At 60.7% G+C, this 26,987-nt stretch carries 26 protein-coding genes; 6 read left to right on the top strand and 20 right to left on the bottom strand.

The window, feature by feature from the left end; all coding sequences use genetic code 11:
* Positions 1-11: 11 nt before the first annotated feature.
* Entirely contained in the window at positions 12-2,879 is a 2,868-nt protein-coding gene (locus GSR16_RS04845) for an adenosylcobalamin-dependent ribonucleoside-diphosphate reductase (RefSeq protein ID WP_159875406.1), read from the top strand.
* Between the two features lie 57 nt (positions 2,880-2,936).
* Here the strand turns inward: GSR16_RS04845 and GSR16_RS04850 are convergent, their stop codons facing one another.
* The 10 genes from GSR16_RS04850 to GSR16_RS04895 all read right to left on the bottom strand — a co-directional run bounded on the left by GSR16_RS04850 (position 2,937) and on the right by GSR16_RS04895 (position 11,781).
* Positions 2,937-3,830, bottom strand: coding sequence for an SMP-30/gluconolactonase/LRE family protein (locus GSR16_RS04850; RefSeq protein ID WP_159875407.1), 894 nt, complete (start codon positions 3,828-3,830; stop codon positions 2,937-2,939).
* On the bottom strand, positions 3,827-4,546 hold the full coding sequence (locus tag GSR16_RS04855) for a GntR family transcriptional regulator (RefSeq protein ID WP_159875408.1): 720 nt from the start codon (positions 4,544-4,546) through the stop codon (positions 3,827-3,829). The genes GSR16_RS04850 and GSR16_RS04855 overlap by 4 nt, the downstream gene beginning before the upstream one ends.
* Positions 4,546-5,412 (bottom strand): carbohydrate ABC transporter permease, encoded by an 867-nt coding sequence (locus tag GSR16_RS04860; protein ID WP_159875409.1) that lies wholly within the window; start codon positions 5,410-5,412, stop codon positions 4,546-4,548. Before GSR16_RS04860 ends, GSR16_RS04855 begins: the two co-directional genes overlap by 1 nt.
* Positions 5,412-6,365: a carbohydrate ABC transporter permease gene (locus tag GSR16_RS04865; RefSeq protein ID WP_159875410.1), complete on the bottom strand. Its 954-nt coding sequence runs from the start codon at positions 6,363-6,365 to the stop codon at positions 5,412-5,414. The genes GSR16_RS04860 and GSR16_RS04865 overlap by 1 nt, the downstream gene beginning before the upstream one ends.
* A 49-nt stretch (positions 6,366-6,414) precedes the next feature.
* The gene (locus GSR16_RS04870) at positions 6,415-7,650 is read right to left on the bottom strand and encodes an ABC transporter substrate-binding protein (protein ID WP_159875411.1); all 1,236 of its coding nucleotides are present in this window, start codon (positions 7,648-7,650) and stop codon (positions 6,415-6,417) included.
* Entirely contained in the window at positions 7,647-8,780 is a 1,134-nt protein-coding gene (locus tag GSR16_RS04875; RefSeq protein WP_159875412.1) for an ABC transporter ATP-binding protein, read from the bottom strand. The genes GSR16_RS04870 and GSR16_RS04875 overlap by 4 nt, the downstream gene beginning before the upstream one ends.
* Positions 8,773-10,011: an enolase C-terminal domain-like protein gene (locus GSR16_RS04880; protein WP_159875413.1), complete on the bottom strand. Its 1,239-nt coding sequence runs from the start codon at positions 10,009-10,011 to the stop codon at positions 8,773-8,775. Before GSR16_RS04880 ends, GSR16_RS04875 begins: the two co-directional genes overlap by 8 nt.
* A gap of 3 nt (positions 10,012-10,014) precedes the next feature.
* On the bottom strand, positions 10,015-10,776 hold the full coding sequence (locus GSR16_RS04885; protein WP_205677497.1) for an SDR family NAD(P)-dependent oxidoreductase: 762 nt from the start codon (positions 10,774-10,776) through the stop codon (positions 10,015-10,017).
* Positions 10,777-11,140: 364 nt separating this feature from the next.
* The gene (locus tag GSR16_RS21440) at positions 11,141-11,281 is read right to left on the bottom strand and encodes a response regulator transcription factor (protein WP_159880734.1); all 141 of its coding nucleotides are present in this window, start codon (positions 11,279-11,281) and stop codon (positions 11,141-11,143) included.
* Entirely contained in the window at positions 11,215-11,781 is a 567-nt protein-coding gene (locus GSR16_RS04895; RefSeq protein ID WP_159875414.1) for a response regulator transcription factor, read from the bottom strand. Before GSR16_RS04895 ends, GSR16_RS21440 begins: the two co-directional genes overlap by 67 nt.
* A 198-nt stretch (positions 11,782-11,979) precedes the next feature.
* On the opposite strand from GSR16_RS04895, the gene GSR16_RS04900 reads away from it, so the two are divergent.
* A complete protein-coding gene (locus tag GSR16_RS04900; RefSeq protein ID WP_276608566.1) occupies positions 11,980-13,215 on the top strand; it encodes an EAL domain-containing response regulator in 1,236 nt (411 codons plus the stop codon).
* Here GSR16_RS04900 and GSR16_RS04905 read toward each other — a convergent pair.
* Entirely contained in the window at positions 13,212-14,114 is a 903-nt protein-coding gene (locus GSR16_RS04905; RefSeq protein ID WP_159875416.1) for a DMT family transporter, read from the bottom strand. The two genes, GSR16_RS04900 and GSR16_RS04905, sit on opposite strands and share 4 nt — an antisense overlap.
* 96 nt (positions 14,115-14,210) lie before the next feature.
* On the opposite strand from GSR16_RS04905, the gene GSR16_RS04910 reads away from it, so the two are divergent.
* The 4 genes from GSR16_RS04910 (at position 14,211) to GSR16_RS04925 (ending at position 20,280) form a co-directional block, all read left to right on the top strand.
* The gene (locus tag GSR16_RS04910) at positions 14,211-15,077 is read left to right on the top strand and encodes a LysR family transcriptional regulator (RefSeq protein WP_205677498.1); all 867 of its coding nucleotides are present in this window, start codon (positions 14,211-14,213) and stop codon (positions 15,075-15,077) included.
* A 145-nt stretch (positions 15,078-15,222) separates the two neighbouring features.
* Positions 15,223-16,455, top strand: coding sequence for an MFS transporter (locus GSR16_RS04915; RefSeq protein WP_159875418.1), 1,233 nt, complete (start codon positions 15,223-15,225; stop codon positions 16,453-16,455).
* A gap of 286 nt (positions 16,456-16,741) precedes the next feature.
* Entirely contained in the window at positions 16,742-18,520 is a 1,779-nt protein-coding gene (locus GSR16_RS04920; RefSeq protein WP_159875419.1) for a DUF1302 domain-containing protein, read from the top strand.
* A gap of 86 nt (positions 18,521-18,606) precedes the next feature.
* A complete protein-coding gene (locus GSR16_RS04925; protein ID WP_159875420.1) occupies positions 18,607-20,280 on the top strand; it encodes a tetratricopeptide repeat protein in 1,674 nt (557 codons plus the stop codon).
* Positions 20,281-20,286: 6 nt separating this feature from the next.
* Here GSR16_RS04925 and GSR16_RS04930 read toward each other — a convergent pair whose 3' ends face one another.
* The 9 genes from GSR16_RS04930 to GSR16_RS04970 form a co-directional block, all read right to left on the bottom strand.
* On the bottom strand, positions 20,287-20,628 hold the full coding sequence (locus GSR16_RS04930; RefSeq protein WP_159875421.1) for an FKBP-type peptidyl-prolyl cis-trans isomerase: 342 nt from the start codon (positions 20,626-20,628) through the stop codon (positions 20,287-20,289).
* A 96-nt stretch (positions 20,629-20,724) separates the two neighbouring features.
* Positions 20,725-21,924, bottom strand: a complete 1,200-nt coding sequence (locus GSR16_RS04935; RefSeq protein WP_159875422.1) for an NnrS family protein — start codon at positions 21,922-21,924, stop codon at positions 20,725-20,727.
* Positions 21,925-22,150: 226 nt separating this feature from the next.
* Positions 22,151-23,269 (bottom strand): HPP family protein, encoded by a 1,119-nt coding sequence (locus tag GSR16_RS04940; RefSeq protein WP_159875423.1) that lies wholly within the window; start codon positions 23,267-23,269, stop codon positions 22,151-22,153.
* 80 nt (positions 23,270-23,349) lie between these two features.
* On the bottom strand, positions 23,350-23,829 hold the full coding sequence (locus tag GSR16_RS04945; protein WP_240902602.1) for a MarR family winged helix-turn-helix transcriptional regulator: 480 nt from the start codon (positions 23,827-23,829) through the stop codon (positions 23,350-23,352).
* 4 nt (positions 23,830-23,833) lie between these two features.
* Positions 23,834-24,247 carry a DUF488 domain-containing protein gene (locus tag GSR16_RS04950; RefSeq protein ID WP_159875424.1) on the bottom strand — a complete coding sequence of 138 codons (414 nt, stop codon included), beginning with the start codon at positions 24,245-24,247 and terminating at the stop codon, positions 23,834-23,836.
* A 15-nt stretch (positions 24,248-24,262) separates the two neighbouring features.
* On the bottom strand, positions 24,263-24,826 hold the full coding sequence (locus GSR16_RS04955; RefSeq protein WP_159875425.1) for a YIP1 family protein: 564 nt from the start codon (positions 24,824-24,826) through the stop codon (positions 24,263-24,265).
* Between the two features lie 154 nt (positions 24,827-24,980).
* A complete protein-coding gene (locus tag GSR16_RS04960) occupies positions 24,981-26,285 on the bottom strand; it encodes a hypothetical protein (protein ID WP_159875426.1) in 1,305 nt (434 codons plus the stop codon).
* Positions 26,282-26,494 carry a DUF2249 domain-containing protein gene (locus GSR16_RS04965; RefSeq protein ID WP_159875427.1) on the bottom strand — a complete coding sequence of 71 codons (213 nt, stop codon included), beginning with the start codon at positions 26,492-26,494 and terminating at the stop codon, positions 26,282-26,284. The genes GSR16_RS04960 and GSR16_RS04965 overlap by 4 nt, the downstream gene beginning before the upstream one ends.
* Entirely contained in the window at positions 26,491-26,919 is a 429-nt protein-coding gene (locus GSR16_RS04970) for a hemerythrin domain-containing protein (protein ID WP_159875428.1), read from the bottom strand. Before GSR16_RS04970 ends, GSR16_RS04965 begins: the two co-directional genes overlap by 4 nt.
* Positions 26,920-26,987 lie beyond the last annotated feature (68 nt).

Here is a 26,987-nt window from a genome sequence, read left to right on the forward strand (position 1 = left end):
GAGGGGCCGGAATGAAGCGTGAAAACAGTGCCGTCATGCTGGAGCAGGATATCTCGCGCGAGGTATTGCTGGAAAAGTATGCCAAAGGTAATGAACAGAGCGTCAGTGAAGTCAGACAGCGTGTTGCGCGCGCGCTGGCGGCACTGGAGCAGGATCCGGCCCGTTTCGAGCCGCTGTTCTTTCAGGCATTGGACAATGGTTTCATTCCCGGCGGTCGCATCAATTCCGCTGCGGGCACCGAGTTGCGCGCCACCTTGATCAACTGCTTTGTCCAGCCGGTGGGCGACTCCGTCTCCGAACCTTCCAACGGCAAGGCCGGCATTTACGAAGCCCTGTTGCAAGCCGCCGAAACCATGCGTCGTGGCGGTGGCGTGGGCTACAACTTCTCGCGTATCCGTCCCAAGGGCGCACGGGTAAAAGGCACCAATAGCCGCGCTTCCGGGCCGGTATCGTATATGCGGGTGTTCGACCGCAGCTGCGAAACAGTGGAATCCGCCGGTGCCCGCCGTGGTGCGCAAATGGGTGTGCTGGATGTCAGCCATCCGGACGTGGAAGACTTCATCCACGCCAAGGACAAGGGCGACCTGCGCAACTTCAATATTTCGGTTGGTGTGTCCGATGACTTCATGCGTGCGGTGGAAGCTGATGCCGAGTGGGAACTGACCCACAGTGTGGAGCCGGCCACCGACGCCTTCCCCGGCCACTACCAGCGTGCCGACGGCCTGTGGGTATACCGCACCATCCCGGCGCGCGATCTGTGGCAACAGATCATGGCATCCACCTATGACCACGCCGAGCCGGGCGTGCTGTTCATGTCCAAGATCAACCAGGACAACAACCTGTCCTATTGCGAGGTGATTGAATCCACCAACCCCTGCGGCGAACAACCGCTGCCGGATTACGGCTGCTGCGACCTGGGTTCGGTCAATCTCACCAAATACGTGCGTCAACCGTTTGGTGCCAAGCCCAGCTTTGATTTCAAGGCCTTCGAGAGCGTGGTGCGCATGTCCATCCGCATGCTGGACAATGTGCTGGACCTGACCGTGTGGCCGCTGAAGGAACAAGAGCGCGAAGCGCAGTCCAAACGCCGCGTCGGCCTGGGCTTCACCGGTCTGGGCGATGCGCTGATCATGCTGAAGATTCGTTACGACAGCGAAGAAGGCCGTCGTTTTGCCGCGCGCATTTCTGAATCCATGCGCGACTCCGCCTACGACGCCTCGGTGGATCTGGCCATCGAGAAGGGTGCCTTCCCGCTGTTTGATGCCGACAAATACCTGGCCGAACCGCATTGCGCCAGCCGCCTGCCGGACAGCATCAAGGCCCGTATCCGCAAGCACGGCATCCGCAACTCGCACCTGCTGTCGATTGCCCCTACCGGCACCATTTCGCTGGCCTTTGCCGACAATGCCAGCAACGGTATCGAACCGCCGTTCTCCTGGTTCTACACCCGCAAGAAGCGCATGGCTGATGGCTCTACTCAGGAATATCTGGTGGAAGACCACGCCTATCGCGTCTACCGCATGCAGGGTGGCGACACCCAGGCGCTGCCGGACTACTTTGTCTCGGCGCTGGAAATGAGCGCGCTGGACCATATGCGCATGGTGGCCGCCGTGGCGCCATATATCGACACTGCCATCTCCAAAACGGTGAATGTGCCAGCGGATTACCCGTTTGCCGATTTCGAAAGCCTGTATCTGGAAGCCTGGCGCAATGGCCTGAAAGGCATTACCACTTACCGCCCCAACAGCGTGCTGGGTTCGGTATTGTCTATCGAGCCGGCAAAGGAAAGTGCCAAGGAAGCCCCGCAAGACCTGTCCGCCAGCCAGGATGGCGACCCGGACCGCCGCATCACCCTGAATACCGCGCCCAGCCCGGCGCTGGCCAGCCTGAAGTGGCCGAACCGGCCCAAGCTGAAAGAAGGCAACCCCTCCTGGACCTATATGGTGGAAGGCCCGGCGGGTGACTTTGCCGTGGTGGTGGGCCATGTGGAAAACGGCCGCATCACGCCGTTTGAGTGCTGGGTGAATGCCACCGAAGAACAGCGTGGCCTGGGCGCGATTGCCAAGACGCTGTCGATGGACATGCGCTGCCGCGACCATGCCTGGCTGTCGGCCAAGCTGGAAGCTTTGTCGCATACCAATGGCGACAAGCGCTATGTGTTTGAACTGGGTGAACGCACCGTGTATGCCACTTCGGCCGCTGCGGCGCTGGGTCAGGTGGTGCGTCATCGCGTGGAGCAGCTGGGCGCACTGACCGCCGACCAGCACGAACCCACCCCGGTGATGGATGCGCTGTTTGCCCGCAAGGAACCCAAATCCGGCACCGACGGTACCATGAGCTGGTCGGTGGATGTGGCCAATCCGCAAACCGGTGACGATTTCGTGCTCTTCCTGAAAGAGCTGGTGCTACCCAATGGCCAGCGCCGCCCGTATTCGGTGTGGCTGGCCGGCAATTATCCGCGCGAACTGGATGGCCTGTGCAAGATGCTGTCGCTGGACATGCGGGTGATCGACCCGGCCTGGATCGGCATGAAGCTGCGCAAGCTGCTGAGCTATGCCGAGCCGCAAGGCGACTTCTTTGCCCGCATTCCGGGTCAGGAAAAGTCGCAAAGCTGGCCGTCCACCGTCGCCTATATGGCGCAGCTGATGATTCATCGCTACGCCATGCTGGGCGTGCTGACCCAGGATGGCGTGCCGCTGGAGGAGATGGGGGTGATGGTGCCGGAGCAGAGCGATCTGTTCAGCCCGGAAACCGCCACCCAGGCGGCACTCAAGCCCCTGTCCGGCAAACCCTGCCCGGAATGCGGCAACCATGCCCTCATCAAGAAGGATGGCTGCGAATTTTGCACCGCCTGCGGCCATGTAGGGGCTTGCGGTTAAGGTGTAGTGCTTGCGGGTGGGCCGGCCTGTAAGCTGACCCGCCTGCTGCCTCGCGTGTCAGGCATCGTCCCGGTAACGGTTTTCCGGCAGGCCGTAGTGGCCGGTGTGAATGGCCAGTACCGCACCATCCTGCGGGCCGGGTTGGCTCAGGCCAAAGCGGGCGGAAGTAATCAGCAGGGTATCCAGTTGTTTGCCGCCTTGTGCATTCCCAAAAGTACAGCTGGTCGGGTTGCGGACCGGCAGCGGGATGATGCGGTCGGTTTTACCTGCTGGCGTGGTACGCACAATGCAGCCTCCGCCAAAGCGGGCCGTCCACAGGCAGCCATCCTCATCCATGGCAGAACCATCGGGAATGCCCGGCCCGCCTTGTTGCAACACTCGGCGCTGGCTGATGTCGCCGGATGCCATGTCGTAATCCCACACCCAGATGGAATTGCGCTGGCTGTCGCCTGCATAAAAGTAGCGCCGGTCGGGCGACCAGGCCATGGTATTGGGGCAGCCGAATTCGGCTTCACTCAAGGCGATGGCCTGCTCCCCGCTGGTGCGCCACAGGTGCCCGGCAAAGCGGGAGGTGGCGCGTGGCTGGCCATGGTGGTCCAGATTGTTTTCCATGCTGGCCACCCAGAAGCGTCCTGCCGGATCACACTTGCCTTCATTCAGCCGCAGCTGCGGGTCGGTTTCCGGCCGGGTGAGCCAGTGCAACAGCCCCTGTGTGGGCGTCCACAGCGCGGTACCGCTGGCAAACGCCACCACCGCCATGTCGCCCTGCGGGTTCAGTGCCAGTGCGGCAGGCAGTTCGGCAGTGGGAAAACTGTCGGTGCGGCCATCGGGCCAGCGGCGGCGGATGGCCTGTGCCGTCATGTCCACCGACCACAGGCAGCCGTGTACCGCATCCCAGCACGGGCTTTCGCCTACGTGGTCGCGTTGCCTGCCCCAGATGGCTATCTTCATGGCTTTGACTCGGCAAAATAATGCGGGAACAGCGCTTGGGCCTGCTCCAGAAAAGAGAAGATCCGCCGAAGATGCAACTGCAGGCAGGCTTCGGCTGCCATGCCGTCGCTGCCGGCAATGCTGTCGCGTATGGCCTGGTGCTGGGCAATGACCATGGCCAGATCCTCCACCGAGGCCACCGTCAGTTGCCGGAAGCGGTCCATATGCACCTTGACGCGGGCAATCTCCTCGATTACCGGCCCGCAGCCGGCAAACAGGGCGATATGGCGGTGGAAGTCCTCGTCAGATTGATAAAAACGCGCCAGATCGCCCACTTGCAGATAAGTGCGTTGCAGGGTGATTTCCTTGTCCAGCTGCATCAGCAGGAGCTGGCGATCCGCAATGGCCATGACTTTGCGTAGCATGGCGGTTTCCAATGCTTCGCGCATGAATTGCGACTTTTCCAGATCGCTGCGGCGCAAGGGCAGTACGCGGCTGCCACGCTGCGGCATGACTTCCACCAGGCCCTGTTCTGCCAGTCTGGCCATCGCCTCGCGCACTGGGGTGCGGCTGACGCCCAGGGTGGCGGAAAGCGAGGCTTCAGAAATCAGCCGGCCCGGTTCCAGCTCGAAGCGGCAAATCCGCACCAGCAGCAACTGGTATAGCTGGCGCGCCAGTGGCTGACGCGGATCCGGCACAAAGGGTTGGTGCGTGGCCAGGGCAGCAGGCTGGCTCATCACACCCGCAGCCCTTGCATGAACTGGCGGCGCAGCAGCACAAACAGCAATAAGGTGGGCAGCGAGGCCAGCACGGCGGCGGTCAGCATGATATTGGGCCCGCTTTGCGCATAACTGCCCTGGAACACCAGCAAGGCATTCATGATGGAACGGGTTTCCGGGCTATTGCCCAGCACCGAGGAAAACAGCATGTCGTTCCAGATCCAGGTGAATTGCAGCAGGAACACCGCCGACATCGGGCCGCGCAGATTGGGCAGGATGATGCGCCAGAACAGTGTGAATTCCGACGCGCCATCCAGCCGTGCCGCCTGGTCGATTTCCAGGCTGAGGTTCTGCATGTAATTGCGTAATACCAGCAGCGGGAATGGAATGCAGATGGCGGTGTACAGCAGGCACATGCCCAGATGCGTATCCAGCAACTCAGCCCACTGGAAGCCGAAGAACAGTGGAATCAGGTACATCTGGAAGGGAAACACCGTGCCGGCAAACAGCAGCAGGAACCACAGATTGCGATGCCGGAATTGCATGCGTGCCAGCGGATAAGCGGCCATGGCGGCCAGCAGCACCGCCAGCGAGGCACCCACCGCGGCATACAAGCTGGAGTTGAGCATGGCCTGTGCCATATCGCCCTGTTCCCAGGCCATGCGGATATTCTCCAGTAAGGGTGACACACCCTCGGGCAGGGACAACGGGGCCGAAGCGGCATACTCGGCGGTGGATTTGAAGATGGCCAGCAAGACATAGCTGAAGGGCAGCAGCCACAGCAAGGCGAGTGCTAATCCGCACAGGGCCTTGCCCCAGCGTGGTGGTGATGCCGGCGGCGGCAGGGCCAGCCATTTGGCTTGTTGCGACGATAGGTTTTGCATCAGCGGACCATCCTGTCTACACGGGCTTGCAATAAGGTCTGGAGCCAAGTAACAGCCAGCACCACGCCACCAATCACCACGGCGGTGGCGGCGGCAAAGGCCCAGCTGTTTTTCTGGAAGGCTTCGAAGTACATGAACACCGCCAGCGACAGGGTGCGCTGTTGCGGATAGTTCGCTCCCATCACCCACAGCAGATCAAACACGGTAAAGCCGGCCAGTACTGACAGAATCACCACCATCAGCAAGGTGGGGGCGAGCAAGGGCAGGGTGATGTGGCGGAACACCTGCCAGGGCCGGGCACCGTCCATGCGGGCGGCATCCAGCGGATCGCGCGGTAGCGCAGCCAGCCCCAGCAACAGCAGGACCATCACCAGCCCGCAGCTTTGCCAGACAAAAGTCAGGATGATGGCGGGTGTGACCAGCTGTTCTTCAAACAGCCAGCCGGTTTCCACCGGCATGCTGCTGAACTGTCCCAGTACCTGGTTGAGCATGCCTTGTGGCGCGTACACGTAGTACCACATCACGCCCACCGCCGTCGGGGCCAGGATGCGCGGCAGGAAAATGATGGATTTGAACCATTCCTGACCGGGCATCTGGCGGAACAGCAGCGCCAGTCCCAATCCGACAGTGAGGGGAAACAGCACCGAGGCCACCACCCACAGCGCGGTATTGCCCAGTGCCTCGTCAAAATAGGGGCTGGACCACAACTGGCGATAATTCTGCCAGCCGGCGAAGTCGTCCCGGCCCTCAAACAATTGCCATTGGGTAAAACTGAGCCAGATGTTGTACAGCACCGGCAGTAATAGCAGGGCTGTCACCAACAGCAGGGCGGGGGCCATGAAGCGCAGTGCCACGCGAAACTGACGCCCTTGTTGGGCGGGTTCGCGTGCCTTGATTTGTGCCAGGCCGATGCGGGCAAGCAGTTGTTGATCATGCTGCATGAGCGGGTTCATGCCGGTCTCCGTTGAGGTGCGGGTGGCTGGCCTGTTGCCAGGCGATGCGTCAGGACTTTTTTCTGTTGCTCCAATAAGCCGCATTCAGGCTTTGCATGCGCTGCATGACGTTCTGGGCAGTGCGCATGTCCGGTTTGAGCATGAAGCGGTTGAATTCCGCCACCATCTCGCCTTGCAGCGTGGTGGGTACGTTTTCCCACCAGCGCAGGAACATGGTGTGGCGTGTTTGGGCCAGTTGCGTATTCACCTGGCTGACAATGGCATTGGGCGCGGCAATCTTGTTATTGCCGATATAGTTGCCCGAGGCCTTGCCCCAGGTTTGCGCACCCTGGTTGGAAACCCAGAAGCGCAACGTCTTCATTACATCGGGATTGGCCAGCCCCTTGCGGGAAACCACGATGGGTGCGCCTTCCACAATGATGGCCGGCTGCTGCACGCCAGGCGCATTGGGCAGGATGAACACCCCCAGCTCCTGGAGTGGAAAGCCTGCCTTGCCCAGCAGGCCGACTGCCCATTCCCCAAACAAATACATCACGCCCTTGCCCCGGACGAAGTCGTTGATCTCTTCATTGGAGCGGGGGTCGGAAAACCAGCCTTTGGCATACATCTCGGACCATATCTTGAATACATTGCGCACCGCCGGGCTGTCATAGGCCACGCTGCCATTGTTCAGGCCGACATAAGCCTTGGGATCGGTACGCAGCAGCAGTTCCTGAAACCAGATAAAGCCGCGCCAGCCATCCTGGGTGGTGGCCAGAAACGGTGTCTGGCCAGCGGCTTTGATCCGCGTGGCCACGGTTTGCAGCTCGGCCCAGTTGGCGGGTGGTTTCAAGCCCAGGCGGGCAAAGACGCGTTTGTCGTACAACACCACCCAGCGCGACAGTTGCAAAGGGATGGCATAGGGCTGACCGCCCACGCTGAACAGGTCTTTGACGCCCGGTTGAAAGCGGCCATCGGCTTCCATTTCCTTCCACAGCGCGCCCAGCGGTGCCAGTTGGCCGGTGGCGGTCAGCGTGTTCAGCGATGCGCCGGTCCACCAGGTAAACAGCTCCGGCGTGCGGCCAGAGGCCACCGAGGCCTGAATGAAGGTCTTGTATTGCTCCGCATTGGCATAAGGAGAAATCTTCAGGCTGATGCCCTCGGCGCGCGCGGCATTGGCCACCGTCTGCAGTGGGGCGCTCCAGAAGCCTTTGTCATTGAATAGTTGTACTTCTTTGGCCGGGACGGCAGTGCTGAACAGGCAGCTAGCTAGCAGGGCAAAACGGAGCAAGGCTGGGCGTGTCATGGTGTATTGGTCTCCTGAGACTGCGGACGGTCGGCACGTAGCGATATGCCGCTATCAGCGTCGAACAGGTGCAAATTAGCGGCACGGATGGCAAAACGCAGTGTCTGGCCATCGGCTACCGGGCGCGGAGGCAGTTGACGGGCAATCAGCGGCCCGCTGGCGGATTCGGCAAACAGCAGGGTTTCATTGCCCAGCATTTCCGACAGCGTGATGGTGGCGGCAAAGGTTTCTGCCGCTGGCGGCGCTTCATCCGGCCAATGCGGCACGATATCTTCCGGGCGCAAGCCGGCGCAGACGCGCTGTCCATGCGTCAATGCCGGGCCAAAGCGTGTCCGGTCCAGTGGTATGCGCAGCGCCGGCGAGGCGAAGTAGTAGTGTTCCCCCTCCTGCTGCAGCGTGCCGTGGAAGAAGTTCATTTGCGGCGTGCCGATGAAGCTGGCGACAAAGTGATTGGCCGGATTCTGGAATACCTCCAGCGGGCTGCCTTGCTGCACAATGGCCCCGTCTTTCATCACCACCATGATGTCGGCCAGCGTCATGGCTTCTACCTGATCATGGGTTACATAGACGGTAGTGACCTTGAGCCGGTGTTGCAGGCGCTTGATTTCCACCCGCATCTGGTTGCGCAGCTTGGCATCCAGATTGGACAGCGGTTCGTCAAACAGAAATACCCGCGGTTCGCGCACGATGGCCCGTCCCATGGCTACCCGCTGGCGCTGGCCACCGGATAGTTCTGCCGGCCTGCGGTTCAGGTAGGGGGCCAGCTCCAGTGTTTTGACGGCGACATCAATCCGCTTTTGCCGCTCTGTAGCGGAAATACCCGCCAGCTTCAGCGAAAAAGCCAGGTTTTCCTGCACCGTCATGTGCGGATAGAGCGCATAGGACTGGAACACCATGGCCACGCCGCGTTCCTGCGGGGGCAGCTCGTTGGCCAGTTTGCCATCAATCAGCAACTGGCCATGACTGATGCTTTCCAGTCCGGCAATCATGCGTAGCGTGGTGGATTTGCCGCAGCCGGAAGGGCCGACCAGCACCACGAAGGCCCCATCTGGTATCTCGAGATGGATGCCACGCACCACCACTTGCTGTTCGTATACCTTGACCAGATCGCGCAGACAGACTTCAGCCATGGAGCACCCCCACCTGCTGTTGGCGAGGGTCGGCCCAGCGCCGCTCCGGCAGGATGCCATACCAGCCGGGTCGGCCCGGATCGCGGTCATAGGCATAGCCACCCACGCTGCGGTAGTGCTCGGCATACTGCGCCAGCTTGTCACGGCACACCTCAACCCCCAGGCCCGGACCGGACGGCAGGGCAATGGCACCATCCTGATAGCTGAATTTGCCTCCCACCAGAATGTCATCACGCAGGTGATGGTAGTGGGCATCGGCAGCGAAATTGAGATTGGGTAAAGCGGCACCCAGATGCAGCATGGAGGCCAACTGAATGCCCAGTTCACCGGAAGAGTGGATAGCGGCAGAGTGCTGGAAGGTTTCCAGCACGGTACCCGCCTTGTAAGCCTGACGCAGCCCGCCCCAGAAGGTAGTGTCCAGCAGGATGACATCCACCAGGCTGTGGCGCATGCATTGCGCCAGCTGTTCAAAATTCACCACCACCATATTGGTGGCGGTGGGAATGGGCTGGCGTTCGCGTACGCGGCGCATGCCTTCCAGTCCCCAGGTGGGGTCTTCCAGATAATCATTCGGCAGATGGGCGATGGCGCGGCCGACGCGCAGGCTTTCTTCCACCGACCAGGTGGCATTCGGGTCCAGTCGCAGTCGGTCGCCGGGCAGGGCGGCGGCCAGCGCCTCCATCACGGCAATGTCGTGGTCGGGGGCAAAGTGGCCACCCTTGAGCTTGTGTACCCGGAAGCCATGGCGCTGCTTCAGTTCCAGCGCATGGCGCACCATGTCTTCCGGCATGGTTTCGCCGCCGCGGCCATCATGTTCATAGCGGTAGAACAGGTAGGCGGCAAAATCCACCTGCTCGCGCAGCGCACCACCTAGAAAATCACAGGCACGCATGCCAAGTTGTTTGCCGGCCAGATCCATACAGGCCATTTCGATGGCGGCATGCAATTGCAGACGGTTGTTGTACAGGCTGGCGGTGGGGTTCATGATTTTCCAGCGCAGTTGTTCGAACTGCAGTGGATCATGCCCCTTCAGGTAGGGCAGCAAGGCCTTGACGGCGGCTTCGGCACTTTCACCGCCACCGCCCAGTTCGCCCCAGCCAGATAAGCCGCTATCGTCGATGACTTCCACCACGGTGCGGACAAAGCGTTGCCAGTGCACACCGGCAGAATGTCTGAGTGGCGCTTCCAGCGGAACGGCAACCGTGGTCGCCTTGATATCTACAATGGCCATGTTTCAGTCCTGTAAGGGTGAGCCGCCGATAAGGGCGAGCAAGCCACCATCAATGCGGATGACTTCTCCGGTAATGAAGGCAGCACGGTCAGACAGCAAAAAAGCCACCAGCTCGGCAACCTCGCTGGCATGACCGGCGCGGCCCAGCGGATGCATGGTGTCGATTTCTTTGCGTAAGGCAGCGGGGGAGGGCGCACTGGCGATGGCATCGCGCAGCATGGGGGTGTCGATGGAGCCTGGGGCGATGGCATTGGACCGTACGCCCTGGCTGGCAAAGTCCACGGCAATGGATTTGCTCAGGCCAATCAGCCCATGCTTGGATGCCGTATAGGCAGCCACATTGCGCTGAGAGGCCAGGCCTTGTACCGAGGCCATGAATACCAGGGCGCCACGGTTGGCGATCAACTGGGGCAACAAGGCCTGTGCCAGCAGGAAGGCTGCGCCCAGATTGGTCGCCATGACTTCATCCCAGCATTGCTGCGAGGTTTCCAGCGCCGAGCCATAACGTTGGATACCCGCGTTATGGGATAAACCATGGGCACCGCCCAGTTCTTGCGCTGCCGCCGCAGCAGCATCAGCCGTAGCACGGTCGGCAACCGAACCGATGACCAGTCGATGGGGAAGATTACTTGGCAAGGTCTCTGCCATGCGTGCCAGCCCTTTGGCATCGATATCCACCAATACCAGCGGCTGGCCTTCTGTGGCCAGTCGCGTCGCGACTGCTTGCCCAATGCCATTGGCAGCCCCACTGACTACTACGCTCATCACCATCTCCCAGTTGGATTTGAGCGCTACCATACTAGTAGCCGATAAGCTGAGTAACCGATCAAAGGGTCAGCCGTGGCTGGGTTTATTGGCTATCTGGGCATGAAGCGGCTAACAGGCCGCTGGGCGCGTGAGTACTTGATTCCGGGATATTGCCGGCATGGTGGTAAGCAGGGCGGAGGTGGAAAACAGCATCTTGCGCTTGGCGTGGTCTGACCGATGGATCAGGAGGGTGTTGGGCAATCAGCGCGTACAGTCTGCCGGGCCGTCACCAGTAGGACAGCGTGAGAAGGGTGCCGCAGATGTGGTCGTCCGGATATCTGGCAGAGGCAACAGAGGCGAGTGTGAGTCGCCTCTGGATTAGTCAAACCAGTTTGTTGGTACGGGCAAAGTCAGTCAGGTCCACCACATTTGAAATGCCCAGTTTCTCGAAGATGTTCACCTTGTAGGTGCTGACGGTCTTGTTGCTGATGAACAGCCGGTCGGCAATGTCCTTGTTGGACAGGCCTTGTTGGACAGGCCTTGTGCCAGATGCTGTAGCACGGCCAGCTCGCGGTCAGACAGTTTTTCGATACGGCTGTCCATCTGGTTTTCGATATTGAGCTTGGCACCGGATACCACATCGCGTGGGAAGAAGCTGTAGCCGGCCATGATGGCATCCGATGCTGACAGGATGGCATTCAGATCCTTGCTCTTGCTGACAAAGCCATCTGCTCCTGCTTGCATGGAGCGCGAGGCATACACCATTTCGTCCTGGGCCGAGAGAACCAGCAGCTTGATGCCCGGATGCTGCCCCTTGATGCGTTTGATCAGCTCCAGACCACTGATGCGCGGGATATTGAGGTCGATGATGATCAGGTCGACCTTGTGTTCCCGGACCAGCTCGATGACGGACTGGCTATTGTCGGTTTCGCCGATGATTGCGTATCGCCCCGACTTTTCCAGTACAGAGCGGACCGCCAGACAGATGGCTGGGTGGTCATCGACAATGATGGCGCTTTTCATTCTTAAATCTCCGGAATGTTATGGATTAGAAATAATATTTTTCTAGCATTCGACTGCAGGAGAGTAAATGTGTTTCTTTAAAAAAGTCATAAGAAAAATCTAGTATTCAATCAGAAATTTCCCATCAGCATTCAGTATCTAGGTAAGGATAATGTAACGCTTATAAAAAACCAAGTTTTATGATTTCAGGTGATTTTAATGACTGGTCCATTATTACAAAGCGATATTTTTCCATTACGGATATTGATTGTCGAAGATCACGCAATTCAGCGCATGGCATTGCATGCGCTGCTTCAACAAGCTGGGGCGAACCTGATTGACGAGGCTGAGGATGGCTATCAGGCGCTGTCACAGCTGGAGTCGCACCGCTATGACTTGATGATCTGCGATCTGGACATGCCCAGGCTGGATGGTATCCAGCTGTTGCGTCACATGCGCAGGCTGGAGCATGTTCCCCAGCTGGTTTTTTGCAGCGCACAAGCCGGGGATATCCTGCACAGTGTGTCCCGCTTTGGTGGTCATCAAGAGTTGCCCGTTCTGGGTAGCCTGGAAAAACCGGTATCGGCCGATCAGCTTGAATCCCTGCTGCAAGAATGCATCAATCAGATTGCCGGCAAGTCCGAGACTGCCGCTGCCAGGCACTATGCTTTCAGCCGCCAGGAGCTGCGAGATGCCATGCACGCAGGTCAGATCCTGCCCTGGTACCAGCCCAAGATCGATCCGCAGACGATGGAAACGGTTTCTGTAGAGGCGCTGGCGCGCTGGCAGCACCCGGTGCACGGTCTGATCGCCCCGGCGCTGTTTCTGCCCCGCATTGATGAAGTCGACCTGGGAGAAGAATTGCTTTGTACCATGCTGGAGCATTCGGTACGGGATTGCTGTGAGTGGGATACCCAGTTTCCCGCATTAAAACTGGGGGTGGCTGTCAATATCAACGTAAGAGAATTCGATAGGCCAGATATCCCGGATAAACTCAATGCAATACTCAAATCAGCTCATCTTTCTCCTGCCAGAATCACACTGGAATTAACGGAAACCCAGCCGCTGGATAATCTGAGCTGTTCTCTGGAAAATGCCATTCGTTTGCGGGTGATGGGGTTTAATCTGGCACTGGATGATTTTGGTGCTGGTTATTCCGGATTCCATCATTTGCGGGAAATACCGGCCAATTCAGTCAAGATAGACCGTACGCTGGTACATCAGGCTGCCGGAGACCCCGCGGCAGAGAAACTACTGGGTTTTGCCGTGCGCATGCTGCAAAGCCAGCATGTCTCCGTTGTAGTGGAAGGCGTCAGCCGACGCCAGGATTTTGATCTGGTCAAGCAATTGCATGTTGATCTGGTGCAGGGCTTTCTGCTGGCCAAGCCCATGGCACGGGGCCGCTTGCCAGGCTTTATCCGCAATCCGCTGTCCTTGCCGCAAGCCTTGTCCTAAAAACGCCGCAGCGACCACAATGCCAGTCCCATCAGGCCAATGCCGGCCAGTTGCCAGCTATCCAGCGCATGATGATAGACCAGCCAGTCCACCACAATGGCTGTTACCGGATAGACAAACTGCAGTACGGCAAAGCGGCTGGTGGAAACCCGGCTCATGCCACTGTAAAGCAAAGCATAGGCAAGGCCGGTATGCAGGCTGCCCAACCCGGCCAGCCAGGCCCAACTGGCTGTGGTAGTCGGCCAGCCATTCAGCAACGGCCACCAGGCCGTCAGTACCACCCCCACGGCACATTGCCACCAGGCAAGGGCAAATGAACTGATGCTGGGCTGGCTTCTGGCAACGATGGGCAATCCGGCGTAGGCCAGCGATCCGCCAATGCACATTAGTACGCCGCTCAGAAAACCCTCTGGCAGCGCCTCGCTGCGCAGTCCTGCCAGCCCGCAGGCCAGTCCCAGGCCGACCAGTGCGGTGATGGCGGCCAGCAGGTGCTGGCGCGACAGCTTTTCACCCAGCAGCAGGCTGCCGTAAAGCATGACCCAGAAGGGCTGCAGGTGAAACAGCACGGTAGCCAAGCCGATGGAGGTGAGTGGGATGGTGGCAAAAAACAGCCCCCAGTTGCTAACCATCAACAAGCTGGCCAGCAAGACGGCCAGCAGCGATCTGCCACGCAAGCGCAACTCGCTCAGCTTGCCGCTGCAGGCTCCCCAGCCTAACAGCGCAATACCGCCAAACAGGCAGCGCATCAACACTGTCAGCAGCGGTGGCTGATTGGCTTCGGTCACGAAGATGCCCAGTGTGCCCAATAGCAGCCCGGCCAGAACCATGCTCCGGCTGCCGGTATCCTGTTTGCGCTGCCGGGCCGTGGTGGCCAGGTGCAAGATGCTTGTATCTTTCATGACGGAAATCATCGGGGCTGCTGCTTGTTTCGGTAAAGCGAATTTATGATATGTTAATTATTCGATTTTCGAATGATGATGCGGCTGACAATGACCATGCAGGACTTGCAACTGGATTGGCTACGCGCTTTTGTTGCCGTGGTGGATGCCGGCTCGCTCAGTGCGGCAGCCGGTCAGGTACATCGCTCACAGTCGGCAGTCAGCATGCAGCTGAAAAAGCTGGAGCAGGCCGCTGGCTGCGTGCTGTTGCTGCGCAATCCGCGCGAGCTGGCACTGACTGCCGCCGGGGCCGAATTGCTGCCGCATGCGCGCCGGGTACTGGCCGCACATTCTGCCGCGCTGGATACCCTGCATGGTGCCCAGGTCAGTGGACAGTTGCGGCTGGGCGTGCCGGAGGATTATGCCGTTGCTTATCTGGGTAATGTGTTGCGCGAGTATGTGGGTCGCTTTCCTGCGGTGGAAATCAATCTGGTCTGCGAGCAATCGACGGCCCTGATCCGCAAGGTGGAAAGCGGCGAGCTTGATCTGGCAATGGTCAGCCGGGACGAGCCGGATCGGGGAGAGTACTTGTTTGACGAAACCATGGTCTGGGTGGGCGACAGTCAGCATGCAGCCTGGCTGCGCGACCCGCTGCCGATTGCCTTGTACGAACTGGGTAGCCGGGCGCGCAGCGCCGTGCTGGATGCGGTTGAGGCAAGGCAGCGTGCCTGGCGTGTGGTGTACAGCAGCCCCAGCGTGGCCGGACAGCTGGCGGCGGTACACAGCGGCATGGCGGTTGCCGTGCTGACCGCATGCAGCTTGCCGCCGGGTATCCAGGTGCTTGGGGTAGAGCAGGGGCTGCCCGCTTTGCCACCCTTGCAGGTGGCACTGATACGTAGCCTGCATTCTCAGGGAGCCCGTGCCTGTGATGTGATGCAGCAGATGATTCGGCAGACGCTGCAAAGTAGAGAGCCAGTGAGCTGATCAATACCGGATATGTGCTGGGACATGATTGTTCATAATGTTGACAATATCAATCATTTACGTCATATTTAATAGATGATATTGTCAATTAATTGTGCATGCAGTTACCGTGTCATCGCGGCTGCATGCGCGCAAGGAGTTGCCCATGGCTGAATCAAGCCTCTCACGCGAGCGCGGCCTGCTGTGGCTGCTGGCGCTGACCCAGTTCACCATCATCATGGATTTCATGGTGATGATGCCGCTGGGGCCGCAAATCATGCGTGCCTTCGCCATCAGCCCGGCCGCGTTTGCCACGGCAGTGTCGGCCTATTCCTGGTGTTCCGGCTTGTCCGGCCTGTTTGCCGCCACCTATATCGACCGCTTTGACCGTCGCCGTCTGCTGCTGGTGATTTATGGCCTGTTTGCGGCTTCCAACCTGGTGTGTGCAATGGCCGGCAACTTTCACATGCTGTTGCTGGCGCGCGCCTTTGCCGGCCTGAGCGGCGGTGTGCTGGCCTCCATCATCATGGCGATTGTCAGCGACATCATCCCGGTATCCCGCCGTGGGGCTGCCACCGGCACCATCATGACGGCCTTTTCGCTGGCGGCCATTGCCGGGGTGCCAGCCGGCATCGTGCTGGGTGCGCATCTGGGCTGGTCATCGCCGTTTTATCTGCTGACCGTGCTGTCGCTGCTGATATGGCTGGCTGCATGGGTGCTGGTGCCTTCCTTGCGCCTGCATCTGCAGCTGGCACCGCCGCCTTTGAGTCAGGTTCTGCCCGGGTTGTGGCGTTTGCTGAGTAATCCGCTGCATCTGCGTGCATTCGGGCTCACCTTTCTCATGCTGGTGTCGCACATGATGGTGATCCCCTTCATTTCGCCGGTACTGGTGGCCAATCACGGTATTGCGCCGCAGCAGATCGCCTGGATCTACATGGCTGGCGGTGCCGCCACCTTCTTTACTTCGCGCCGTATCGGCAGGTTGGCCGACCGCTATGGCAAGCACCAGCTGTTCCGCATCATGGCATTGTTTTCCATGTTGCCTGTGCTGTTTGTCACTCATCTGCCGGATTTGCCCTTTGTCGCCATCGTGGCATTTTTCCCGGTATTCATGGTTGCGCTGTCCGGTCGGATGATTCCGATGCAAGCCCTGCTGACCACGGTGCCGCAAGCACAGAACCGCGGTGCGTTTCTCAGTGTCAACAGCGCGATTCAGTCGCTGGGCAATGGCTGCGGTGCCTGGTTGGGCGGCTTGCTGCTCAGCAGTGGCAGCGGCGGGCAGATCATCGGCTATGGCAGCAATGGCTGGTGTGCGGTTGCACTGGTAAGCGTGGCCTTGTGGTGGGTGAGCCGGGTGCAGGGGCAGCCGCAGCTTCCGCTGGCCGCCACGTCCTCCTGAGCGATCGTGATCCAGCTTTTATCCGCCGTGGATAGGCGGGTGTAAAATTTAATCTTGTTGTGCTGGTTGTGGTTTGGCGGCAGACGCTAGAATGGCCGCCTACTTTGGCAGGTTGCCGTACGCGGGCTGAGGGGCAGCGTAGCGGTTACACGGCATGCCGGGCGTTTCTGACTGAATACTGGGCACAAGCATAACAAGCATGCAAAACAATAAGCGGATGACACCGCGTAGAGGGTCATGGGCAAGTCGGGGCTGGCTGTTGGTGCTGACCGGGGCTGGGCTGGCAATGCATTGCCAGTCCTTGAAGGCTGCCGAAGTCAGCAATGGCATTACCACCATCAAGCCCGAGCTGGGCGAGGCAAGCACACTGGAGCTGGGGGCCGCCAGCCTGTCGCTACGCGGCTGGCTGGGGATGGGCACGGTGATCCGCGCTGCCAATCCGGACCCGGCGCTCACCAGCGGCGCATCGATGAACAGCCTGAACGACGGCGACCTCAACTATCGCAGCGGAGACGCAGTATCCACCGCCATCGAAAGCTATCTGCAGGCCGATCTGCAATACCAGGGCCTGGGGCTGCGGCTGGCTGGCAAGGCCTGGTATGACTACACCCTGGCGCAGCAATCGGTGCTGCATGGCAATGTGCCCAATCATTACCAGTCCGGTGCCGCACTGAGTGATGAGGGGTTCGTGCCGCTGGGCCGCTTTGGCAATGTGGTGCTGGATGATGCTTATCTGTACGGCACTACCCGGCTGGCCGGCTATCCACTGCTACTGCGCGCTGGCCGGCAGACCATTCCCTGGGGCAGCCCCACCGCCAGCGGCATGCTGTCGCAAGTCAACGCGATTGATTACGCCGCCTTGAGCCGTGCCAGTTCGGTAGCGGCCGAGGCCGGCATTCCGGACTGGGCGCTGTACGGCAAACTGAGTCTGAACGATAGGCTCGACCTGGATGGCTTTTACCAGTTTGCCTACGCGCCCAATGTCTACCCTGGCTGCGGCACTTTTTATTCCACCGGCGATTACGTACAGCCGGGCTGCAATCAGCTCACTCTGAATGGTGCCCTGCTATCCGCCATTGTCCACCGCAACATCAGCACCACCGATGCCCAGGCCGTGAGCAATGCACTGGATTACGTTAGCCGCAGTGCCGACCGGCTGCCATCAGGTGGGCAATACGGGGCAGGTGTGCATTACCTGCTGGATGGGGTGGGCAAATTCGGATTTTATGCCGCCAATATCGACAGCAAGATCGGCTACACCGGCGTGCAGCACAATAGTGCCGGTGTACTCACCCCCGTGCTGGCCAATAGCGGCCTGGCCCAGGCCACCGGGATTAGCAGCCAGTATTACCGTTCTTATCCTGCCAATCTGCATCTGTTCGTGCTGAATTTCGCCACCCGCCTGCCTGATCAGACTGGCGCCTATGCCGAGCTGGGCTATATCCCGGACCAGCCGCTGGCCTGGAACGGGGCTGACTTCCTCAACGGCTTGCTGATGGGGCGCGGCCCGCTGGCACGCCTGTACAGTCTGCCTGCCGGTGCCTCTGCCGATGGCTACGACCGTTACCAGGTGATGAGCCTGAGCCTGGGGGCCACCCGGCCGCTGGGCAAGCTGGCCGGGGGGGATGTCAAGCTATCTGCCGAGCTGGGCCTCAAGCATGTCTTTGCCTTGCCCGACCCCTCGGTGATGCGCTACGGCCGCGCAGGCTGGGGCATGGCGGCAAGCCAGGCCTATCCCAGCTGCAGTGGCGATGCAGCCACTTGCAGGCTAGATGGCTTCATCACCAGCAATGCCTGGGGTGTGCGGCTGCGGCTGGAGAGCCGCTATGCCACCCTTTGGCCGGACATGACGCTGACCCCGGCCCTGACACTGGGGCAGGATGTACGCGGCTATTCCTACGATGGCCAGTTTTCCCAAGGCCGCTTCACCACCATGCTGAGCCTGGCGCTGAATGTGCGGCGTGACTACCAGCTGGATCTGAGCTATCTGAAAACTGGCGGTGGTGATTACAACCTGCTGCGCGATCGCAGTCTGGTGTCGCTGGGGCTGGGCATGCGTCTGTAGTCGGTAGCGGCATTGCCTGTGCTCCCACAGCCCCTTACACTTGCGGCCAGTTTGCCCCTCGTCATCTTTCCTATTGTCCAGATGCCATGAACCAACAACTCGCGCTCAACAAGATCAACCAAGCCATGCAGCAGCTGCAGCAAGGCCAGCCATCCGCTGCCCGGGACGGCCTGAGCCGGGTGGTGAAAGCCTTCCCCGACAGCCCGGAAGTGCATTTCCTGCTGGGCCTGGCGCTGGTGCAACTGGCGCAACCCAAGGGTGCGCTCACGCATTTCAATCATGCCATTGCACTGGCCCCGGAGCTGGCCGAAGCCTATGTCAACCGTGGCATCCTGTTGAAAAACCAGCAGCAACTGCCACAGGCGCTGCAGGATTTCGACCGCGCCATCGCCCTGCGTCCCGGCATGGCCGAAGCTTATAGTAACCGTGGCAATGTACAGGTATTGCTGGACCAGCCTGAACTGGCCTGCGCGGACTTTGCCGTGGCGATCCGCCTTGACCCGCACAATGTCGATGCGCTGGTGAATATGGCGGCGCTGCTGGCCAGTGCAGGCCAAAACATGCAGGCACAACCCTTGCTGGAGCGTGCCATTGCCATCAAGCCGCAACTGGTCGAAGCCCAGGTCAATCTGGCCAATGTGGAATATCGTCTAGGTCAGGAACAGCAAGCCCTGCAACTGCTGGAGGCCGTGTTGCAAAAACAGCCGGCTGACATTCGTGCCTTGTGTTGCAAATCCAACCTGCTGGCCGGGAATGGCGATATTGCCGCCGCCCGTACACTGCTGGACAAGGCGCTGGCGCATGCGCCGTCTGATGCCCTCGCCCGCTACGACCGATCGCTGCTCATGCTGCTGCAAGGCGATTACGCCCGTGGCTGGCAGGACTACGAAGCACGCAAACTGGACAAGCAGCTGTGCCAGCGTGCTGGTGTGCAGCGTTTTCCTCAGCCGGAATGGCAAGGCGAGGATCTGAATGGCAAGACGCTATTGCTACATCAGGAACAAGGCCTGGGCGATGCCATCCAGATGCTGCGCTATCTGCCGCAGTTGCAGCAGGCCGGGGCGCGGGTACTGATTCTGCTCAATCCGGCAGTCGCCGGGCTGGCCAGCCAGCTATTACCGGAGACGCAGGTGTTTACCCGGCGTGAAGCGCTACCGAAGTTTGACCTGCATTGCCCCATCATGTCGCTGCCCCTGCGCATGGCCACCACGCTGGACAATATCCCGGCACCACAAGGCTATCTGGCGGTGGATGAGGCCGGCAGGCAGCAATGGGCGGACTTGCTGGGACAGAAAGAACGTCTGCGTGTCGGGCTGGCATGGTCCGGCTCGGCGCGGCATCTTAACGACCGCAAGCGCAGCCTGACGCTGCCGACGCTGTCCGCATTACTGCAACTGGATGCCGAGTGGCACAGCCTGCAGCGCGAATACCGCGAAGCGCCGGTGGACGTGGCTGCTGCCGGCATCATCGACCATGCCGCACAGCTGGATACCCTGCAGGATACGGCCGGATTGATCAGCCAGCTGGATCTGGTGATCAGCGTGGATACCTCGGTGGCGCACCTGGCTGGTGCGCTGGGCAAACCGTGCTGGCTGTTGCTGCCGTTCAACCCGGATTTCCGCTGGGGACTGGGCCGGGACGACAGCCCGTGGTATGCCAGCATGCGGCTGTTTCGCCAGCCCGCAGCGGGCGACTGGGCCTGCGTGCTGGACGCAGTGGCTGCACAAGTCGCGATGCTGGCTGCGCAGCCAGGCCGCTGAGCCGGTCTAGTCGTCGCGGGTAAGGACTTCCAGTATTTCGATTTCAAACAGCAGGTTGGAATGCGGCGGAATGCGCGTACCAATCTGCCGCTCGCCGTAGGCCAGGGCAGCGGGTACCCACAGCTTGCGCTTGCCGCCCACTTTCATGCCCATCAGGCCGATATCCCAGCCCTTGATCACCCGTCCGGTGCCAATCACGCACTGGAAGGGCCTGCCCTTGTCGTGGGACGAGTCAAACTGGCTGCCATCTTCCAGCCAGCCGGTGTAGTGGGTGGTGATCAGCGCGCCACGTACCACTTCCTTGCCATCACCCAGTTGCAGGTCTTCGATTTTCAGTTGCTGGTCCATCTGTCTCTTTACCGGTTCATTCGCATATCAGGCCGCCACAGCAGCCACCGTGGCGGCATTCTATCTGCCCGCTGCCCACCGGTGAAGCAGGATGCACTAGCCCGGTTGACCGTCGCTGCGAGCTTTCAGGTAGAGCCGGACAAAGCGCAGGCTCCAGCACAGCAGTAACAGCAGGCAGCTGATGGCCGTCAGTACATAGAGGCCGGCGGCCCAGCCAGCCGGCAGGCAGTCGGTGGCCACCCGCAGCACGGCCATGCCATGCACCGCCAGATACAGACGCCACAGCCAGGTCGGCGCTTGCAACGGCTGCCCGGCGTGACCCAGCGACACCCGCGACACAAAGGCAATCACCATGCTGATGAAAAAGCCGGTCGTGACCGCATGCAGTGGAGCCAGCCCCAGTGCGTTGGCGGGCAGCACGCCGGCCAGGCTGAACAGCAGGAAAGCCACCGGCAACCAGGCAAAGGACAGGTGCAGCATGCACAGCAGTTTTACCTGACCGGTACGCCAGCCCTGCCAGCGCCAACTGGTGTAAGCCAGCAGCAGGCAGAAGGGCAGGTCCGCCGGCAGGGTGGTGACACCCAGCATGGACAGCAGGCCATGCAGCCAGCTGCCGGCCAGCAGCGCCCACAGCAGCCAGTCCGGCTTCCAGGCCGGAATCTCGGGCATGGCGCTCACGGTGAAGAAGGGCAGCATGCGGTGGCAGACGGTCAGGAATACCGGCAGCAGAAAACCCCACAAGGCCAGGTCGCGCATCAGCAGCCAGCCGGTAGCATTGCCGCTATACAGCCAGAACAACGCGGCCAGCAGGCCGGCAAAACCCAGCACAAAGCCGGACAGCACCATCCACGCATGCAGGCGGTTGGCTTGCTGGCTGCGCAATATCAGTTGGGCAAAGGTCAGCGTCAGTCCGAGAAAACCGCTGCTGTACAGCAGTTGCCCGGTCAGTAGCCAGGCTCGGCCCAGGCCCAGGCCGGCCAGCCACAGCAACAGGCCGCTGGCCAGCAAGGCCGGTACGCTAAGGTAGCGCCGGCGCGAAGGTGCTGGCACGCCCAGCCAGCGTGGACCGGCGGTGAAGATGAAGCCGGTCATGAAAAAGGGAAAAATGCCGTACAGCATCAGGAAACCATGCGCCATTACGGCGGGGACTGCCGGCTGGATGGGGTGGCTGCCCAGGCGCGAGGCCAGTTCGGCAAACCAGGCGGCAAACAGCAACAGTGCCAGCAGCATGCCAAACAGAAAGGCGATGCGGTGCGGGGCGCGCAGCAGGGGGGGAGGGAGGGGCTGGGTGTTCATGGCAAACTCGATCGGGTGGTGATGGCCCAGTATGGCCAGTCTCGCCACAGGATGGGAATGATTCGCGTCAAGACAAACGGCCTTGCCGGCAGGAGCGGGGCGGCAAGGCGGACTGGCTTGGCGCGGCTAAAGGCGCAGCGCTCCTGGGGCAAGGCGCGCCGATGCTGACAGTACAAGGGTACGGCAAGCAGGCACAACGCCGCCGCAGGGTTTTTGTTGGTGACTCTTATTGCTTGAACAGCACGGCAATCAGGTCGGATTGGGTAATCATGCCGCACAGCTGACCATCCGCATCAATCACCGGCATGTGATGCATGCCGCCATCGGAAAAGGCCAGCGCCAGCTCGCTGATGGGCTGGGTGGCCTGCAGGCTGCGGGCTGGCTGGCTCATGATATCGGCCACCTGCCCATCCAGCCTGGCTGCATGCGGTACTCCTGTTACCTGGTGGTGCGGCAGGAAGAAATCATGCAGGGAAACCAGACCCTGCAAGCGACCGGCAGCATCGATGACCGGCAAGGCCTTTACCTTGTGATGTGCCAGCTTGTTCCAGGCCTGTTGCAGGCTGGCTTCCGGCTGGATGGACACCACATCACGCGACATGATGTCGCCACAGCGGATGGCACCAAAGCGGCGTTTCTGCGCCTGCTGTTCGGCGGCGGTGAAGATAGCGGCCAGATCGTCTTCGCTCACGTCCAGCACTTCGCCAAAGCTGGCCAGTGCCTGGTGCAGATCCTGCTGGTTAAAGGCACGGCGTTCACTGGGGAGCGGGTCTCGTGTGTGGTGCGGGTTGGCGCTGTCGGTCGGCAGGTGCGGGTAGCGGCGTTGCAGGGCATTATTGAACAGCAAGGCTACGCCCAGCAGTAACAGCGAATTGGCCAGCACCGGCCACAGCACAAACTGGAAACCCAGCGCCTGTATGGCAGGGCCGCCCAGCACGGCGGTAATGGCGACTGCCCCGCCAGGCGGGTGCAGACAGCGCAGCTGGAACATGGCGGCAATGGCCAGCGCGCCGGCCATGCTGGCGGCCAGGCCGGGGTCGGCAATGTAGCGGGCGCAGGCCACGCCGATGATGGCAGAAACCAGATTGCCGGCCAAAATCGACCAGGGTTGGGCCAGCGGGCTGGATGGTACGGCAAATAGCAGTACGGCAGAGGCACCCATCGGGGCAATAAACCACGGGATAGCACTGCCCAGGGCCGCGCGGCTGACCAGTTCGGTCAGTAGCAGGCCGATGCCGGCACCAAGGCAGCCGTACAGCCGCTCACGCCGACCGGCCAGTAATTGGGCGGGCAGAAAACCGCGCAGCCAGGCATGGCGGCGCGCAGGAACAACAGATGCAGTCATGATGTGGTGGGTGGGATGGTGGTGGACTATTGTATCGTGTGGCGATATTTTTTACAGCCAGAGCCCGCCAGTTGCTGGCCTCAGCTTTGCAGGCTGCGGTGAATGTTCTGCAGCAGGTCCAGCGACTGGGCACCGCCCAGGTCTTTCAGCAGCAGCAGTTCCTCACGGTGCAGGGCGGCCAGCTTGGCTACCAGCTCCTGCCCTTTGGGTAGCAAGCTGATTTCCACTTGGCGGCCATCCTGGCGGCCAGGGGTTTTCTTCAGCAGTTCCTGTTCCTCGCAGCGCTTGATCAGGCCGACCACGCTGTGATGATGCGACTGCAGGCGTTCGGCCAGTTCGGCTACCGTGGCCCATTCCCGCCCCGGATAACCTTGCACCTGGAGCAACAGCAGGTATTGCAGCGGGGTGATGCCATGCTCCTGCGCCAGTTCTTCGCTAAAACGCAAAAACTGGCGCAGGCGGTAGCGAAAATCGGCCAGGCGTTCGAAATCCTGCTTGCTCAGTACGGGAACAGTCATGGTGGACAGGGAGTGGCACAGGCTAACAAAGAAGCTGTTCACCTTATCACATCAGCCCGCCGCTGCCGAACTGGGCCGCATAGCATACCGGCGAAGCATAGTGCACAGGCATGTCATCCTGTTGTCGCAGAAACTGTTTTAGTGCGCGTGCTGCGCTCAGATGGACGTCGCTTTCGGCATATACCAGGATGATGCCATTGCCACGGGCCATGCGCGCCAGCCAGTCCCAGCGCTGGGGATTGTTGTGCAGTACTGCCCAGTAGATTTCGCAAAACTGGCTCCAGCGCTCTTCACGCAATTGCAGCCAGGCTGCCAGTCCGGGGGCCGGCGACAGTGCCGGCAGCCAGCGCAGGCGACGGGCAATGTCTGTGGAAAGACCGGCAGCGGGCTCGCTGCCGATCAGGAAAGCCGGCGTGTTGCCGGGGGTGTAGCGTTGCAGGGCTTGCAGGCTGATGTTCACGTGGTGTACTCCGGTTTACAACAAGGGCAGTAGCAGCAGGGCCACGACAAACAGCCACACCAGCGCGCCAATGGCGAAGATGGTATAGGCCAGCGACAAGGTGTGGACCGAGTCATCGTGTTCGAACCAGGCATCCAGCCCGTGGTAGAGCAATCCGGCAGAAGCGGCCAGGCCCAGCACGGCGCAGCTCATGTTCAATAGCGGATAAGGCAGCAGCAAAGACAGTGCCGACAGCCAGATCGGTAGCGGTACCAGCGCGGCCAGACGGTAGCAATCGGCAAAGGCTGGCCGACTGGCGGCATGCACCGACTGGCGGATTACCCAGCCCATCAGTGCCACGGCCAGCCAACTGGTCAGCAGCAGGATCAGGCTGGCTTGCTGCCAGTTTTGCATTGGTACGCCGGGGGCATAGCTATCCGCGTGATAAACCGCGGCGTATTGCACCATGCCTGCGGCAAACAGCGAGGCAGGCAGCACGATTTTCACGAAACTATGGGCAACGGACGGATGACGCTGGCCAAGCTGGTCCCACCCATGGTGCGACGAGTAAATCATCTGTAGCGGATGTTGCAGGTTCATGGCGATCTCCTTGGCAGCAAGGCGCTGCCACTTAAATATATATCGTATTGCGATATAAATCTACCGCCAAATGTGCCCATGTACTGAACCTGAGATTTTGTGGGGTGTGAGGTGACGCGCCCAGGCTGGGCGCGGGTCAAGGTTGAGTCAGGTTTTAGCGGGAGGTGCTGAGTGTGCTATCGGTATGCCGTGCCAGGCAAACCGCCCGTACTTGCCGATAAAGCTGCCATAGCTTCCAGCCATGCCAGGCGGCTGCACCAGCCAGCAGCAAGGTGCAGATGGCCAGCGGGGTCTGCCAGATGGCCGGCCAGCGGCACCAGGCCAATGCCAGCAGCAGCCAGCCAGCATGCAGGCCAGTGAGTCGGGCAACAGTCTGTTCGGAGAGAAAACCATGAGTACGTGGCAGTGCGCCGCGTGGTGGCTGCAGGCGCTGCAGATGCAGCCAGGCCAGAAACGGTGCGATTTTGCCCAGCATGCCCAGAACCGCTGCCAGCCCCATGCCACCCAGCCACAGTACGCCACACCATAGCGGCAGGCTGCTGCTGGCCGCAGGTAAATACAGGCCTGCGATAGCAAGTGGCAGGGTTAGCAACAGGCACAGCGTGGCCAGCAGCCAACTGCGCCACAAGGGGTCCTGTCGGCGGCGGCTGGCGCGCAACTGGTGCAAGGTGAGAATGGCAAAGCAGGCTGCTGGAATACAGGCAAGTACCAGCAGCCATTCTGCCGTGGAGGGTTGCCACAGCAGCAGCAGGCTGAGTCCGGCCAGCAAGGCCAGCAGGCTTGGTATCAGCCAGCGGGTTCGGCTGGGAAAGGCTGGTGTGACCAGAAACATCGGCATCACGGTTTGGCTGACAGCCAGCAGCAAGGCCAGCAGCCAGCCCAGGCCCGCCCACAATACGTGGCTGTGCAGCAGCGGCAGAAAGGGTGGGCTGATATGGCCACCCAGCGTCAGCACCAGCAGCAGGCCCTGCGACAGTGCCAGGCCAAGCCCGGCCAGCGCCAGCCGCAGGCCCTGGCTGGTGGCGTCCCGGGCAGGGCTGCGCCACAGGCCATAGCCTGCATGCCACAGCAGGGCCAGTCCGGCACAGCATAGCAATAGTGCACCGATAGCCAGCCAGAGGGGGCTGAAACCGTGGCTGAAGCCCCAGCACAGGCTGGCAACACCGGCCTGCCAGGCCGGAAAGGTGCGCCACCACAGGGCATGCGGTCGGGGCGTACCAACGCCAGCGGCCACAGCCAGCAGCTGCAGCAGCGCACCCAGCATGGTGTTGCCCAGTACGCCGAGTGCTAGCAGATGGGTGAGGGTGACGATAAGCGGATCAAAGCGGTTGGGCATCACTGTGCTGCCCAGCAGCAGGGTTAGCCCGGTAACCAGCAGCCATGACAGGCTGGCCGCAAAAAAGCTGCCTGGCAGCCATGGCGGCGGGGCAGCTTCGTAAGACAGCCAAGCCTGGCTCATGGCCGGCTCAGGATCAGAATGACGCCGCCGTCACCGGATAGCTCGAAGCGGAAGTCCAGCCCCTGTTGCTGCAGCAAGGGCAGTAGTGGACTGGGGTGGTGCGGCAGGATGTAGGCTGCTTCCTGGCCGGATGCCAGCAGATCGGCTTCGTCCAGGATGATTTCCATCGGTTGTGGTGCCGGCAGGTGGCGCAGGTCACGCGGGCTCATGCTGCGCTTCCTGCGTTGACCATGGCGTCGAAGTCGGCAATCTGCTGGCTGCACATGGGGTAGAGAATGTTTTCTTCCTTCATGTTGTGTTGCTGCATCAGGATCAGCAGCGTATCGGCACAGCCCAGGTAGTCTGTGGCCTGTTCGGATGATAGCAGCTGCACCATGTCTTGCATCAGTGCACGCATCTGCGCGTGTTCACTACGCATGACGGCAGTCGGCCCCATGCTGCTGCCGATAGCGGCTTCAAAGGCTGGAAACAGGCTGTCTTCTTCCAGGGAAAAATGCTGCAGCATGGCATTGTGAAAGGCCTGGAACACGGCACGTGCCTTAGGCCAGTCGGCATGGCGGACGGCTTCTTCGGCCAGGGCAAAGTCGGCATCGCACAAGCGATGTTGCTGGGTGAGCTGTGAAATGGCGTTCATGATGCGTGGTCTCGAGGTGTGGGGGGTATGCCTGCAGTATTGCTGGCTGGCGCTGCGGCCTGAATGAC

Origin of the sequence: Aquitalea denitrificans, from assembly GCF_009856625.1 — a bacterium.
Lineage (GTDB): Bacteria > Pseudomonadota > Gammaproteobacteria > Burkholderiales > Chromobacteriaceae > Aquitalea > Aquitalea denitrificans.